This is a genomic window from Enterobacter sp. BIDMC 26 (assembly GCF_000534435.1).
GTDB classification, from domain to species: Bacteria; Pseudomonadota; Gammaproteobacteria; order Enterobacterales; family Enterobacteriaceae; genus Enterobacter; species Enterobacter ludwigii.
The window spans coordinates 4,210,949-4,226,273 of record NZ_KI973182.1 but is presented as its reverse complement, the minus strand read 5'-3'; the positions used below and the strand labels follow the sequence as shown (position 1 = coordinate 4,226,273).

The window sequence follows — 15,325 nt, the reverse complement described above, 5'->3', positions numbered from 1 at the left end:
CACATTTTATTCGAAACCAGGGTTAACCGCTGTAAATTCATCCACTCAAGGTCAAAAATTCAACATCAGCGCCCGATTTACACCACTTATACCGTATCGTGATGACTCCCGCGTAAAGCATCGCTTCCCCATATTTTTTCTTATTATTCCTGTCATCTGGTGTTAACCTCCTGCCCATTGTCCAAAATTAACTACGTTGAGCCCGGACGCGCTGTGTTGTGCTGGCTCACTGAAGCATGCTTATGAGCAAAAAAGAGCAAACGTTAATGACACCTTATCTTCAGTTTAACCGTAGTCAGTGGGCTGCACTGCGTGACTCCGTCCCGATGACGCTGACGGAAGGCGAAATCGCACGGTTAAAGGGGATAAACGAAGATCTGTCGCTGGAAGAAGTGGCAGAAATCTATTTACCACTCTCGCGCTTGCTTAACTTCTATATCAGCTCCAACCTGCGCCGTCAGGCGGTGCTGGAGCAGTTCCTCGGGACGAACGGCCAACGCATTCCTTATATCATCAGCATTGCAGGCAGCGTGGCCGTCGGTAAAAGCACCACCGCACGTGTATTGCAGGCGTTACTGAGCCGCTGGCCAGAACACCGCAGCGTGGAGCTCATCACCACTGACGGTTTCCTGCACCCGAATGAGGTGTTAAAGGAACGCGGGCTAATGAAGAAGAAGGGCTTCCCGCTCTCTTATGATATGCACCGTCTGGTGAAGTTTGTCTCTGACCTGAAATCGGGCGCGCCTAACGTGACGGCTCCGGTCTATTCGCACCTGATCTACGATCGCATCCCGGGTGGAGACAAAACGGTGGTTCAGCCGGATATCCTGATCCTCGAAGGGTTAAACGTCCTGCAAAGCGGGATGGATTATCCTCACGATCCCCATCATGTGTTTGTCTCTGACTTCGTCGATTTCTCTATTTATGTCGATGCGCCGGAAGACTTGCTGCAGAACTGGTATATCAACCGCTTCCTGAAGTTCCGTGAAGGGGCGTTCACCGACCCTGACTCCTATTTCCATCACTACGCCCAGCTTTCTGAAGAAGAAGCCATTAATGTGGCGCGAGGGCTGTGGAATGAGATCAACTACGTGAACCTGAAAGAGAACATCCTGCCCACACGTGAGCGCGCCAGCCTGATCCTCACCAAGAGTGAGAAACACGCTGTCGACCAGATCCGTCTGCGCAAGTAATCACGCAGACATAAAAAAACCGGCTTAGCGCCGGTTTTTTTTATTGATGGATTACGCCATCGGCTTTTCGCCATTCTCATCCTGATCGACCGCGAAGCAGGCAACCAGCTGACCGCCATAATCCTTGAGCTGTGGCTGCAACTGGGTGCACGGGCCAAAGCGGCGACTGCATCGGGCGTTGAATGCACAGCCTGGAGGCGGATTCAGCGGGCTGGGCAATTCACCCGTCAGTTTGATACGCTCACGACGATCGTCAGGGTTCAGACGCGGGGTCGCAGACAGCAGCGCCTGGGTGTACGGGTGACGAGGATGAGTAAAGATCTGCTCTTTTGTCCCCTTCTCCACGCAGCGCCCCAGATACATCACCATCACTTCGTCGGCAATGTGCTCCACAACCGACAGGTCGTGCGAAATAAACACGTACGACAGCCCCATGTCCTGCTGCAGATCCATCATCAGGTTCAACACCTGCGCACGCACAGAAACGTCGAGGGCAGATACCGGCTCATCGGCGATGACCACGTCAGGGTCGAGCATCAAACCACGCGCAATCGCGATACGCTGGCGCTGGCCGCCAGAGAACATATGCGGATAACGATCGTAATGCTCGGTTTTCAGGCCCACTTTCGCCATCATCGCCAGCGCTTTTTCACGACGCTGCTCTTTGTTCAGATTGCTGTTAATCAGCAGGGGCTCTTCCAGAATCTGTCCCACTTTTTTACGCGGGTTCAACGATCCGTACGGGTTCTGGAACACAATCTGGATTTTCTGACGGCGCAGTTTCTGCGCCTGCGGATCGTGCTTGAGCAGGTCCTGTCCCTGATAATAGAGCTCACCGCCGGTGGGGACTTCAATCATCGTCAGCAAACGACCCAGCGTCGATTTGCCACAGCCTGACTCACCGACCACCGCCAGCGTTTTGCCGCGTTCAAGGGTAAAGGAGACGCCATCCAGCGCTTTCACCAGGCGTTCAGGCGCAAACAGCCCCTTCTTCACCGGATAGTATTTTTTCAGGTCGATAGCCTGCAACAGCGGTTGTTGCGTGGTGGCCTGTTGCGTACTCATAGTGTTGGCCTCCCGGCATCATCGAGTGGGTAGTGGCATTTCGACTGACGACCGTCAGCAAGCAGGTTGAGCTCTGGCTCTTCTGCACGACATTTGTCTGTAGCATACGGACAACGCGGATTAAGCAGGCAGCCCTGCGGTCGGTCATATTTACCCGGTACGACGCCCGGAAGTGATGCCAGGCGCGCTTTGTCCTGGGCAAACTCCGGCAGCGCACGCAAAAGCGCCTGCGTATAAGGGTGACGCGGCGCGCGGAAAATATCGTGCGAATGGCCAGTCTCGACCACCTGACCTGCATACATCACGATAATTTTGTGCGCCGCTTCGGCCACCAGCGCCAGGTCATGCGTAATCAGCACCAGCGCCATGTTCTCTTTCTGCTGCAGTTCCAGCAGCAGCTCGATGATCTGCGCCTGGATAGTCACGTCCAGTGCCGTTGTCGGTTCATCCGCAATCAGCAGTTTTGGCCGACAGGCAATCGCCATGGCGATCATCACACGCTGGCTCATCCCACCGGAGAGCTGGTGCGGGTAAACGTCCAGACGCGATGCTGGGTCAGGGATACCGACCTGATTTAGCAGATCGATCGCACGCTGACGCCGGGTCTTCTTATTCCCGCCCTGGTGCACTTTGATGGCTTCCATAATCTGGAATCCCACGGTGTAACAAGGGTTCAGGCTGGTCATCGGGTCCTGGAAGATCATCGCCACTTCCGCACCGACCAGCTGGCGGCGCTGCTTTTCGGAGATACGCTGCAGGTCCTGACCGTTAAACTCCAGACTTTCGGCCATCACACGGCCGGGATAATCAATCAGCCCCATGATGGCCAGTGAACTGACCGACTTACCGGAACCCGACTCACCCACAATACCGACCACTTCGCCCTGATTTACGCTGTAGCTGATGCGGTCCACGGCGCGAAACGGAGTGCCTTCGTCACCGAAGTGCACCGATAATTTATCTACATTTAATAACGCCATCTCGTGCCTCTTACTGCTTCAGTTTGGGATCAAGTGCATCACGCAGGCCATCACCCATCAGGTTAAATGCCAGCACCGTCAGCAGGATTGCCAGACCCGGGAAGGTCACAACCCACCAGGCGCTTTGGGCGAACTGCAACACATCGGAGAGCATGGTGCCCCACTCCGGTGTTGGTGGCTGCGCACCCATGCCCAGGAAGCCAAGAGCGGCCATATCAAGAATGGCGTTAGAGAAACCGAGCGACGCCTGAACAATCAGCGGCGCCAGGCAGTTCGGGAAGATGTTGACGAACATTTGACGCATCGCGCCAGCACCCGCCACGCGGGAGGCCGTTACGTAGTCGCGGTTTACTTCCACCAGCACCGCCGCACGTGTGAGTCGCACATAGTGGGGAAGCGCCACGAAGGTTAATGCCAGCGCGGCGTTACTGATCGACGGACCAAAAATCGCCACCAGTACCAGCGCCAACAGCAAGCTGGGCAGCGCCAGCATGATATCGACGATACGCATGATGATGTTATCGATAATGCCGCCGAAGTAGCCGGCAACCAGACCGAGTACGATCCCCATAACCAGCGACAACACGACCACCAGGCAGCCGACCAGCAGCGACAGACGCGCACCGTACATCAGACGCGACAGCACATCGCGGCCCACGTCATCGGTACCCAGCAGGTGCGACAGGCTACCGCCGTCCTGCCATGCTGGCGGTGCCAGCAACGCATCACGGAACTGATCCGCCGGGTTATACGGTGCAAGCACGTTGGCAAACACCGCAATCAGGATCATGACAGAGACATAAACCAGCCCCACCACCGCGCCTTTGTTGCGCTTGAAGTAGTGCCAGAATTCCTGCAGCGGCGTCATGGGAACCGGTGCAGTAACCACTTTATTTTCAGAAACGTGTGACATGATGGCCCCTTACTTCTTATGACGAATACGCGGGTTCACCACGCCGTAGAGCAAATCGACCAGCAGGTTGACGAGAATAATCATCGTCGCGACCAGCAATACCCCGCCCTGCACTACCGGATAATCACGGCGTTGCAGTGCGTCAATCAGCCAGCGTCCGAGGCCCGGCCAGGAGAAGATGGTTTCGGTCAGGATCGCCCCCGCCAGCAACGTCCCCACCTGCAGACCAATAACGGTCACCACCGGCAGCATGGCGTTACGCAGGGCGTGAACGATAATGACGCGCATACGCGTCAGACCTTTGGCGCGTGCGGTGCGAATGTAATCCTCACCCAACACTTCCAGCATTGAAGAACGGGTCATACGCACGATTACCGCCAGAGGAATGGTGCCGAGCACCATCGCAGGCAGGATCATATGTGCCACCGCATCAATGAAGTTACCCTCTTCGCCCCAGATAGCCGTATCGATCAGCATGAAACCGGTCAGAGGATTCGTATCATCCAGGAAGACCATATCGCTGACGCGTCCGGAGACCGGCGTCAGGTTTAGCTGCACCGAGACCAGCATGATCAGCATCATGCCCCACCAGAAGATAGGCATGGAGTAACCCGTCAGCGCCAGGCCAACAGCCGTATGGTCGAAAATAGAGCCACGTTTCACGGCAGCCAGGACCCCAACAGGGATACCCACCGCAGTGGCGAAAATCATGGCACAGACACCAAGCTCCAGTGTCGCTTTAAAACGCGGCACGAACTCGTCCCACACCGGAAGACGGCTTTTCAGCGAAATCCCTAAATCACCGTGCAACACGCCCCAGATATAGTTGAGGTATTGCTGCCACAGTGGTTTGTTCAGGCCAAGCTCAGCCAGCAGCTGTGCATGGCGTTCAGGTGAAATACCACGCTCGCCCGCCATAATCATTACCGGGTCGCCGGGGATCATATGGACGAAGGCAAAAGTGAGAAGGGTGATACCGATAAACGTGGGGATAACAAGTCCCAGACGTCGGAGGATGAACTGCAACATAACCCGGATTCTCTCTGATGACGTACAACCAGTTGGCGTGACGTCTGTATTGCTCACAAATGTAAATTCCCTCTCTCTTCAGGAGAGGATTAGGGTGAGGGAATGCATGCACGCCCTCATCCCTGCCCTCTCCGTGAAGGAGAGGGAGAACACCCTACTTATTATTCAACAGAGACGTTTTCGAAGTGGTGTTTGCCCAGTGGATCAACCACGTAGCCCTTCACTTCTTTACGCACTGGTTCGTACACGGTGGAGTGAGCCACAATCAGAGCCGGAGCCTGATCGTGCATCACAACCTGAGCCTGTTTGTACAGCTCGATACGTTTGTTGTGATCGTCGGTCGCACGCGCCGGCTGGATCAGGTCTTCAAACGGCTTGTAGCACCAGCGAGAGTAGTTAGAACCGTCTTTCGCGGCTGCACAGCTGAACAGGGTAGCGAAGAAGTTGTCCGGATCCCCATTGTCACCGGTCCAGCCCATCATCACCGCCTGATGCTCACCCGCTTTTGCACGCTTCAGATACTCGCCCCACTCGTAGGTCACAATCTTGGCCTGAACGCCCACTTTAGCCCAGTCAGCCTGAACCATTTCAGCCATACGGCGTGCGTTCGGGTTATACGGACGCTGTACTGGCATCGCCCACAGCTCAACGGTAAAGCCTTTCTCCTGGCCTGCTTCTTTCAGCAGCGCTTTCGCTTTCTCAGGATCGTAGGTGTAGTCTTTAACGTCGTCGTTATAGCCCCACATGGTTGGTGGGATCAGGTTCTTGGCGGCAACACCCGCGCCCTGATAGACCGCTTTAATGATCGCTTCTTTATTCACCGCGTAGGTCAGCGCCTGACGGACTTTCACGTCATCAAACGGTTTCTTCTCGGTGTTGAAGGAGAGGTAACCCACGTTCAGACCAGCCTGCTCCAGCAGGTTGATGTTTTTATCCTGCTTCATGCGCGCGATGTCAGCCGGGTTCGGGTATGGCATGACCTGGCATTCGTTTTTCTGCAGTTTTGCGTAACGCACAGAAGCATCAGGCGTGATGGAGAAGACCAGACGGTCGATCTGCGGCTTGGTGCCCCAGAAGCCCGGGAAGGCTTTATACAGAATACGGGAATCTTTCTGGTACTGCAGAAGCTGGAACGGACCGGTACCGATTGGGTTCAGGTCCACTTTCTCCGGGGTGCCGGCTTTCAGCATGTTGTCCGCGTACTCTTTAGACAGAATAGAGGCGAAGTCCATAGCCAGGTCAGCCAGGAATGGTGCTTCCGGACGCGTCAGCACGAACTGAACGGTTTTATCGTCCACTTTTTTCACTTCAGCGATCAGGTCCTGCAGGCCCATCCCTTCGAAGTATTCATAGCTGCCGCCAGACACTTTGTGATACGGGTTCTGAGCGTTTTTCTGACGGTCGAAGGAGAACACAACGTCATCGGCGTTAAAATCGCGCGTTGGTTTGAATTCTTTGTTGTCCTGCCACTTCACGCCCTGGCGCAGGTGGAAGGTATAGGTCTTACCGTCTTCGCTGACGTCCCACTTCTCCGCCAGACCTGGGATCACTTCCGTGGTACCGGTTTTGAATTCAACCAGACGGTTATAGATAGGCACAGAGCTTGCGTCGTAAGTCGTACCAGAGGTAAAGAGCTGTGGGTTAAAGCCTTCCGGCGAGCCTTCAGAACAGTAAACCAGGGTTTTTGCCTGTACGCTTGCTGCCACGGTCATAGCCACCAGGCTCAGACCAAGCTTCAGCATCCCTGACTTCTTCAAGGAAATACTCATTATTCTGCTCCAATGTGATGTTTTGCTTTGTTGTGTTACGCCGCCAGACCTTTATTTATTTTTTACCCGGTCCGGTCGGTGATGCCCGAAGGCGTTTAAGGGATGGAGAATCCTTTCAGAAGAGCGTTTGAGTTGCAGCGCAGATCGTCCCTGAAATGCCCCTCATGCCCTACAATCTGTCAACAGAATGTGAAAACGTCAATACAGGTGACGGGGATTTACGCTGAGTGTGAGAAACCGCAAACAAAGATTAAAAAAACTATGTATGCCAGTTTTCAGCAGGGAAATTTATGCTACTCGCTATGTTGCAGCACAATTATCTTCATATTTCGCAACAATCAGTGATTAACTTTTATTCAGATCGGGTAAATTTTCTTGCAGAACGGTGATTATCTGAGCACTAAATACCGCGAACGTTAAAACGCACAGCGAAAAATGCTGAGGTTATCCATAAGCAACGCGAAAAAAGATCAATCTATATATAAAAAAATACAATGGATTATGTCACAAAATCGTTAACAGACAGGAAGAAGGCGGGATAAGGGGCGTTTTGGTGAATCAGGATGAGTAAGCTGCTAATGCAAAAAGGGCTAACCTTGCGGTTAGCCCTTCTTTAAATGTGGTCGGCGAGAGAGGATTCGAACCTCCGACCCACTGGTCCCAAACCAGTTGCGCTACCAAGCTGCGCTACTCGCCGAATGCGGAGCGCATCTTACTGCTGAGGTGCGCCCCCGTCAATCCCTTAAATTAAAAAAGCCCTTCAACTGGCGATATTCTCGCCAGACGCGTTACTGCGCGGCTTTCGCCTTGCTATCAGGGAGTTTGCACCAGTTGTTATTTTCGTTGATACCGCCGTCAGGAGAGGTATAACCCAGGCAACCCAAAATGGTGTCGTACAGCTCAACGTGACGACGCGGCACCTTCATGTCTGCCTCTTTTTTCAGGTGGGCAAACATCTTCGCTTTCTCCGGGTCTTCCAGGTACTTGTCCGACATCCACACCATCATGGGCACGCGGAACTGTTCCGGAGGAGCCATATTACGTGGCGTACCATGCAGGTGCTCAAATTCATTAATTGACTCACCGTGATCCGCTGCATAGAACACAATTGCTTTCTTATCGCGTACCTGGTCAATCACCGAATCGATAAAGTGATCCACATACAACACTGAGTTATCGAAAGAGTTAATCAACTGGTCTTTGGTACAGTCTTTATCCACACCAATACATTCCGGCGTCCACCTGGCAAAGCTACGCGGATAACGTTGGGTGTAATTAAAGTGCGATCCTTTGGTATGCAGAATAATCATATGCTTACCATCAGGATTCCCATTAAGAGAGAGCTTCATCTCATCAATCAGCAACATATCATCGACAGACTTGCCACGGTTACGTGGCTCCGCACCGATTTGCTCACGATAGGCAATGTTCTGCGCCATGGTGTTACTGTAGAACCACATCTCGCTTTGCATTGCATACAGAGCGGAAGTAAAGCCGAGCTGGTGAAGCACCGAGAAGACATTTTGCTCTTTCAGTGTTCGCTGCGGGTTATCGCTCGCTCCACCCTCGCGCACAAACATGCAGCGTAAGGAGAGCTTGGTGGCGGTATCACAGGAGTAACCGCGATAGGCAACCAGGTTTTTCTCCTGAGCCAGTTTAGGCGTGGTATCACGGTCATAACCCAGAATGCCCATATGATCCCAGCGTGTCGTTTCACCAATGATAAAGACGACATAGGTATCATCGATATCTTTTGGCGCGTCATAGGTAAATTTCTTTGCCGGGTTCAACAACGATTTGTTATCAGAGGATTCGTCCACCTGTGCCCAGGCATACAGCCCCAGTGCGGAAATCCAGTTTGACGGCAAATAAGAATTTGCAACCACACCACCGTAGCTTGGCATGTCCACGCCAGACGTACGCTCATAATTTTTCTGCTTCACTTCCAGCAGGCGAATCGGCCCCCAGACCATCAACCCAGCGAGCAGCACAATCGCGACACTTCTGAAACGTTTCCCCGGCGTGCGAATCTGGTGTACCAGCGTGTACCGGCAGCGGTTGCTCCATATGAGCAGCAGAGGCAAGGTACTGACTGCCACCAGCCAGAGAATAAAGTGCAGACCAACGACCTCTTTAGAGAGATCTATATCCGTCGTCATCACCGAAGCAATAATGCCGTAGCCAATGACAACGTTCATAAAAGTCATGTAATAACTGGCACCAGCGGAGCACAGCACAATAAACGTTGCCAGTACTCGCCATACGCGGCGGCCAAACAGGGTGAGAACCCGGAATAAAAAGAAGGTGACCAGTACAGCAGCGACCAATTCGACAACCGCTGCAACTCCTTTCCAGACGGTAAAATCGTGCGCATACCCGTCAAACCGACGGAAAAAAACTGCGCCATTCATAAACAGGCCGATGTACAACGCCAGCAAAAAGCAGAGCTTTTGTTGCGCCATCGATTTAATGTATTTCATGCAAGCTACCCGGAAAAAGGGACGGTACCACCGCCCACTCGGTATTAAAAGTAGGCAGATTAGATATACGCTCAGGGGATCGTTAATCAGAAACGTCTACAAGCGTGGTAAGTAGACCACAGGGATGGGAAAAAGTGGCAACAGAGAATGTGATCGGTGCAGTTATTTACAAAAAAGCAAATCCTGAAACCGACGTTTTCATCTAAGCCTCAGTTTTTAAGATAATAAAAAGGCCGGATAACCGGCCTTTTTTTGTTGTCGTCAGGCATGCGCTTCGTTAAAGACTTCACGCTGCGGCTGGCGAATAGTGGTCGACAAGGCCAGCGAGATTATCAGCAAAGCAAATATCACGCAGAAGGTCACATAGAACCCACCGAACAGCGAGGCGATTAACGAGCCGCAAATACTGCCGATGCCAAAGCCCAGATAGATAACGCCATAGTTTTTCGCCAGATTGTTCAGGCCGAAGAACTCACTGACCAGCGACGGGAAGACTGTAATCGTGCCGCCGAAATTAAAGGCCACACAGGCAATTGCGGCGAAGAACGTGGCTTCGTTCAGTGGGGCAAACAACAGCGCCGCCATCCCCACCAGCGAGACAACCTGCCCGATGGTAATCACGCGGATACGGGCAATTTTGTCAGACAGAATCCCGAGCACCAGACGGCCAGAGAGGTTGGCAATGGAGATGACGGTGACCGCATTCGCCGCTGTTGCCGCATCCAGCTTCACCATTCCCTGAGCAATATCTTTCGCCACCCCAATCACATACAGACCGCTCATGCAGGCTGTCAGGAACATGACCGCCAGCATCCAGTACTGTGGTTGACGCATAGACTGCGCGAGGGTGAAATCATTCTCCACCACACCGTTAACGGTTTTCACCTCCTGCTGCGGCGCATCTTTCATCAGCGTGGCGCCGAACAGGATCATGACCAGAACGATAGCGCCCCAGATCATGAACGTTTTTTCGAGCCCCACGGAAGCAAGCAGGTGGGAATCGATAAATTTAAAACCGAGGCTCCCCAGGCCATAGGACCCGATGGCAAACGCAGAGATTAAACCTTTACGTTCCGGGAACCACTTCACACAGTTTGACAGGGTCAGCAGATAACCTGCACCGTCGGCAAGTCCCACCAGCACCCCGGCGCTCAGCCACAGCATCATCAGGTTGCTGGAATGCGCCGTCAGGAAAAAGCCCACGCCCAACAAGATACCGGATGCCATCGTCACCCGCTTCACGCCGAATCGCTCCTGCAATTTTCCCGCGACGGAAGATGAAAGCGCCAGCCCGAGGCTCAGCAAGCCGAAGGAGAACGCCACCTGGCTGACCGGTGCACCAAGCTTATCGGAAAGCGCACTGTTAAACAGGCTCCAGGTATAGACCGACCCCAGTGCAAACTGGGTCACGATGGTGCCAAAAAGCGTTAGCCAGCGCGTACGGTTGTAAGTTGATGTGTTCATGGCAGTTGTCCTGCAAGAGAAAGTAAGGGAATTCGCTGAGGACAACGATAAACAAAACCTTAATATGCCTGGGGTAAAACGGCATGAAATGCAGGAGGAATGGAATGAAATGCCATAAATCGGGAATGAATGACCTTGCCGGGGAATGAAGCGACAGCGTGTTAGTGACTGCTATCGCTACAACCCCCACGGCTATTGTATTCAGGATGTTATCGGCACGTTTAAAAAAGTAACAACCTTAAAAATTAGCGCTCACGCCCAGGGTGTACATAAACTCCTCACCGGTGGTGGTGTATTCCCCTTGTGCCAGCGACGCATAGGCCGCCATATGCGTGTTAAACGGAATATCCGTTCCGACGGTTACATCCATCCAGTTGCCGCTTTGTGTCGGTGCAGGTGTCTGTGGCATCCCAAACTGGGATTTCCACTGGTTTTCACCAAACTGCTGGTTATAGCTTATCTGCGCCCACGGGCGAAGCTCGCCATACTGTGTATCCAAGCGCCAGCCGAGCGTGCTGACGCTGGCATGCCAGAGTGGGTCGGTAAGCCCCTGCGTCGTCGCGCTGTCACCAAATTCGTTGATCATCATCGGTGCCGTGCCGTCATAACGCCATGCCATCACCGGACCGGTCGTGATACGCCCTGACACCGGAATATTCCAGCCCACGCTCATGGCCCCTGCCGGCGTGGAACCCGACGGTAAACTCAGCGCAAGTCCGGGGGCATTTTGTGAGGACTGAATCCGCTCGGCGAGAATATCCTCATAACGCGGTTGGTGATCCGCATCCCATGTATAGCGTTCCGCCGTATTACTTTGGGCGTCTGAAACGATATATTCCTGTTGCCAGGCAAATGCTGTATTACAAAAAAACAGACAGGCTGAAATCCCCGCCAGGCCAGAAACAGCATGGCGACCACTGATTTTTTTTATCATCATCAAAGCGACTCCAGAGAGAGCCGAATTCGGCGATATTTGTCATTGTTTAGGAAGAGTTTTGCGAGCATATGGCCCTGTATTAACTATTGTCTTTATAGTAGACACGTCAAGCCTGACAGAATGAAAATTTTGCGATAACCGTTTCATTAAGGGAGATAACCGATGCAGCGTTGCGGTTGGGTAAGCCAGGATCAGCTTTATATCGACTATCACGATCGGGAATGGGGCGTACCGGAGACAGAAGGGAAAAAGCTTTTTGAGATGATCTGCCTGGAAGGTCAACAGGCGGGCTTGTCATGGATTACGGTGCTTAAGAAACGGGAAAACTATCGTAATGCTTTCCATCAGTTCGATCCGGTCGCCGTCGCTGCCATGACCGAGGACGATGTGGAACGGCTGGTCCAGGATGCAGGCATCATCCGCCATCGCGGTAAGATCCAGGCCATCATTGGTAACGCGCGCGCTTATCTGGCGATGGAGCAAAACGGAGAACCGTTCTCAGAATTTGTCTGGACGTTTGTGAACAATACGCCGCAAATTACCCAGGCCGCCACGCTCGCGGAAATCCCGGCCTCCACCCCGGCGTCGGATGCGCTCTCTAAGGCACTGAAAAAACGCGGCTTTAAATTTGTCGGCTCCACCATCTGTTACGCCTTTATGCAGGCCTGTGGCCTGGTCAACGACCACGTTACCGGCTGCGTCTGTCATCCAGGGAGGCACCATGATCCGCAAATGGGAAAGTGATAATGCCGGGCCACTCCTGAGTCTGTGGCTTGAAAGCACCACGGAGGCGCACCCGTTTATCAGCGCAAGCTACTGGAAAGAGAACGAAGGTATGGTGCGGGATGTTTACCTGCCCGCCGCCGAAACCTGGGTATGGGAAGAGGATGGAATGCTGCGCGGCTTTATCAGCGTCATGCAGTCCCAGTTTGTAGGCGCGCTGTTTGTCTCAACTGATTTTATTGGTCGGGGGATTGGGCGTGCGCTGCTGAACCATGTTCAACAGCGCTTCCCGTATTTAAGCCTGGAGGTCTACCAGAAAAATGTCCGGGCGGTGAATTTCTATCATGCACAGGGTTTTCGCATTGAAGACAGCGCCTGGCAGGATGACACTCAGCACCCAACGTGGATCATGAGCTGGCAGGCGGATCAAACGCCGTGAGCGTAAGCTCGGGTCCCTGATATTTCTCGACCCAGGCCAGCGCCGTGTTCCCCGCGCAGCCATTCCCCAGCTTCGAGCTGGGGAGATCTTTGGTCAGAACGTTTACTGCACCGTTTTTACAAATACCGCCTTCGCTCGGCTCCAGGTCTGGCCATGCCCCCTGGTGAATGCAGATAACGCCAGGTTTAATCCCGTCGCTCACTACCGCCCCTGCCAGCACCTGGCCACGCTGATTCCAGACGCGAACCACGTCACCGTCAATGATCCCACGCGCGCGTGCATCTGCGCTGTTCAGGGTCACGGGCTCCCGTCCGGCAACCGCATACCGCTCGCGCAGTGATGAATAGTTAAGCTGGCTGTGCAGGCGATGGGCAGGATGGGCCGATAACACCTGCAGCTGTTCCGGCTGGGCATTACCGTGCCACTCGTCCGGCTCAAGCCACGTTGGATGCGCCGGACAGTCGGCATACTTAAATTGGGCGATACGCTCGCTGTAGATCACAATCTTCCCGCTCTCGGTTTTCAGCGGATGGTTCTCCGGGTCGCGGCGGAAATCGGCGAAGCGAACAAACTGCGCATTCTGTTCACTCTCCGGCATCTCAATAATCTGGTTCGCTTCCCAGAATTGTGCAAATGGCGGCAGCGTCACGCCCTGCGGGGCCCCGCGCTGACCTGCAATCTGGTAGAACGTCTCCAGCCACTGCAAATCCGTTTTGCCCTCGGTAAAACGCTCGCGCCCCCCCGTTTCCCACAACTCGCTCAGCTCAGCAAACACCTCAAAATCATCACGCGCCTCATCACGCGGCGCTACGACGCGCTTCATCGGTACCATATGCTGATTGCTGTAGTCACCGGTCATGGTGAGGTCGTTACGCTCAAACGAGGTGGTCGCCGGCAGCACAATATCGGCATGTTTGGCTGAGGCGGTCCAGAAGCATTCTGAGATAACCACCAGTTCTGGCTTCTGCCAGGCGCGGATCAGGCGATTCGTGTCCTGGTGATGAGTAAAGTTCGCGCCACCGGCCCACCAGACAAACCGGATATCCGGGAAGTGGCGATCCAGACCGTTATGCTGATAAAACCCGCCCGGGTTTTCCAGGGCTTCAACAATGCGCGCCACCGGGATTTTATCCACGGCATCCACACCGCCCTGAACCGAGCCCTGCAGAGAAGCCAGCACTGCCGCTTTGCGGGTCGGGTTGCCGCCATTGGCGAAATGATAAGAGAGACCAAACCCACCGCCCGGCGTACCAATTTGCCCGAGCATGGCGGCCAGCGTCACGAGCATCCAGTGTTTCTGCTCACCGAACTGCTGGCGCTGCATCCCCCATCCGGACATTAACATCGTGGTGTTTTGGTGGAATAACGCTGCCAGTTCACGCAGTTTGGTCGCAGGAACCCCACAAATCTCTGCCGCCCACTCTGCCGTTTTGGCCATACCGTCTGTAGTGCCCGTCAGATAGTCGGCGAAGTTGTCAAAACCGGTGGTACAGCGTGCGAGGAACCCGGTATCGTGCCAGCCGTTCTCCACCAGCGTATGGGCAATGCCCAGCATCATCGCCACGTCGGTGCCCATATGCGGGGCAATCCACTCGGCGCTGTCGCCAAAGAAGTCCATGGTTTCCGAGCGCATCGGGTCAATGCAGATGATGCGTTTGCCGCTTTTACGCAACGCATCGAAATACGGGATCCCCTGCTCGTCACTGGCATTCCACGCGATTTTCAGGGTATTGAGCGGGTTGGCGCTCCACAGCACCACCACATCGGTGTGCTCCAGCACCAGCGGCCAGCTGGTCTGCTGCTGATACACTTCGTTACCGCCCACCACGTAGGGCATGATCGCCTGCGCTGCGCCGGTGGAGTAATCCCCAAGATGGCCGGTATACCCCCCGGCCAGACTCATATAGCGCTGCAGTAACGTCGAAGCCTTATGCAGCACGCCGTTTGAACGCCAGCCGTAAGATCCGGCAAAAATGGACGACGGGCCATACGTGTCGCGAATACGTTTGTGCTGCGCATGGATCAGCGCCAGCGCGTCATCCCAGCTCACCCGGACAAACTCATCCTGACCACGAATCCCCTGCGGCTTGTCTGGCGACGTCAGAAATCCTTTACGCACCATCGGCCAGCGCACGCGCGTTTTGCTGTGCACCTGATCGCGAACGACGGTCTGTAAAGAGTTGGGATGTTGCGTTGGCAATGCCCCGCGAGACGACAGAACATTTTCGCCATCGGTTTCGACCAGCATCGGCCCCCAGTGGGCGGCGGTCAGAATCGTTTTTGTTGAGGTGCTCAAGCGTGCGCTCCTGGTTGCGTGCAGGTTTTACGGCCTT

Annotated in this window: 12 protein-coding genes and 1 tRNA gene; 3 read left to right on the top strand and 10 right to left on the bottom strand. The window is 54.0% G+C overall.

Annotated features, from left to right (window positions below; translation table 11 throughout):
- Window positions 1-242: 242 nt before the first annotated feature.
- Window positions 243-1,193 (top strand): type I pantothenate kinase, encoded by a 951-nt coding sequence (coaA, locus tag L462_RS03615; protein ID WP_025206418.1) that lies wholly within the window; start codon window positions 243-245, stop codon window positions 1,191-1,193.
- 51 nt (window positions 1,194-1,244) lie between these two features.
- Here the strand turns inward: coaA and dppF are convergent, their stop codons facing one another.
- From dppF to L462_RS03660, 9 genes are all read right to left on the bottom strand, one after another.
- The gene (gene dppF, locus L462_RS03620; RefSeq protein ID WP_020882631.1) at window positions 1,245-2,258 is read right to left on the bottom strand and encodes a dipeptide ABC transporter ATP-binding subunit DppF; all 1,014 of its coding nucleotides are present in this window, start codon (window positions 2,256-2,258) and stop codon (window positions 1,245-1,247) included.
- The gene (dppD, locus tag L462_RS03625) at window positions 2,255-3,238 is read right to left on the bottom strand and encodes a dipeptide ABC transporter ATP-binding protein (protein WP_014168148.1); all 984 of its coding nucleotides are present in this window, start codon (window positions 3,236-3,238) and stop codon (window positions 2,255-2,257) included. The genes dppF and dppD overlap by 4 nt, the downstream gene beginning before the upstream one ends.
- A 10-nt stretch (window positions 3,239-3,248) precedes the next feature.
- On the bottom strand, window positions 3,249-4,151 hold the full coding sequence (gene dppC / locus L462_RS03630) for a dipeptide ABC transporter permease DppC (RefSeq protein ID WP_014168147.1): 903 nt from the start codon (window positions 4,149-4,151) through the stop codon (window positions 3,249-3,251).
- A 9-nt stretch (window positions 4,152-4,160) separates the two neighbouring features.
- On the bottom strand, window positions 4,161-5,180 hold the full coding sequence (gene dppB, locus L462_RS03635; protein WP_020882632.1) for a dipeptide ABC transporter permease DppB: 1,020 nt from the start codon (window positions 5,178-5,180) through the stop codon (window positions 4,161-4,163).
- Between the two features lie 161 nt (window positions 5,181-5,341).
- Window positions 5,342-6,949, bottom strand: coding sequence for a dipeptide ABC transporter periplasmic-binding protein DppA (dppA, locus tag L462_RS03640; protein ID WP_014168145.1), 1,608 nt, complete (start codon window positions 6,947-6,949; stop codon window positions 5,342-5,344).
- 620 nt (window positions 6,950-7,569) lie between these two features.
- A tRNA-Pro gene (locus L462_RS03645) sits at window positions 7,570-7,646 on the bottom strand.
- Between the two features lie 91 nt (window positions 7,647-7,737).
- The gene (gene eptB, locus L462_RS03650; RefSeq protein ID WP_032679360.1) at window positions 7,738-9,429 is read right to left on the bottom strand and encodes a kdo(2)-lipid A phosphoethanolamine 7''-transferase; all 1,692 of its coding nucleotides are present in this window, start codon (window positions 9,427-9,429) and stop codon (window positions 7,738-7,740) included.
- Between the two features lie 261 nt (window positions 9,430-9,690).
- A complete protein-coding gene (locus L462_RS03655; protein WP_025206420.1) occupies window positions 9,691-10,893 on the bottom strand; it encodes an L-lactate MFS transporter in 1,203 nt (400 codons plus the stop codon).
- A 238-nt stretch (window positions 10,894-11,131) separates the two neighbouring features.
- Window positions 11,132-11,830 carry an autotransporter domain-containing protein gene (locus L462_RS03660; RefSeq protein WP_032679359.1) on the bottom strand — a complete coding sequence of 233 codons (699 nt, stop codon included), beginning with the start codon at window positions 11,828-11,830 and terminating at the stop codon, window positions 11,132-11,134.
- Window positions 11,831-11,992: 162 nt separating this feature from the next.
- Here L462_RS03660 and tag point away from each other — a divergent pair, with 162 nt between their 5' ends.
- Both tag and L462_RS03670 read left to right on the top strand, forming a co-directional pair.
- Window positions 11,993-12,574 carry a DNA-3-methyladenine glycosylase I gene (gene tag / locus L462_RS03665; protein WP_014168140.1) on the top strand — a complete coding sequence of 194 codons (582 nt, stop codon included), beginning with the start codon at window positions 11,993-11,995 and terminating at the stop codon, window positions 12,572-12,574.
- Window positions 12,552-12,992, top strand: a complete 441-nt coding sequence (locus L462_RS03670; protein ID WP_032679358.1) for an N-acetyltransferase — start codon at window positions 12,552-12,554, stop codon at window positions 12,990-12,992. The genes tag and L462_RS03670 overlap by 23 nt, the downstream gene beginning before the upstream one ends.
- Here the strand turns inward: L462_RS03670 and L462_RS03675 are convergent.
- On the bottom strand, window positions 12,961-15,240 hold the full coding sequence (locus L462_RS03675; protein WP_050595782.1) for a molybdopterin guanine dinucleotide-containing S/N-oxide reductase: 2,280 nt from the start codon (window positions 15,238-15,240) through the stop codon (window positions 12,961-12,963). The two genes, L462_RS03670 and L462_RS03675, sit on opposite strands and share 32 nt — an antisense overlap.
- Between the last annotated feature and the right edge of the window lie 85 nt (window positions 15,241-15,325).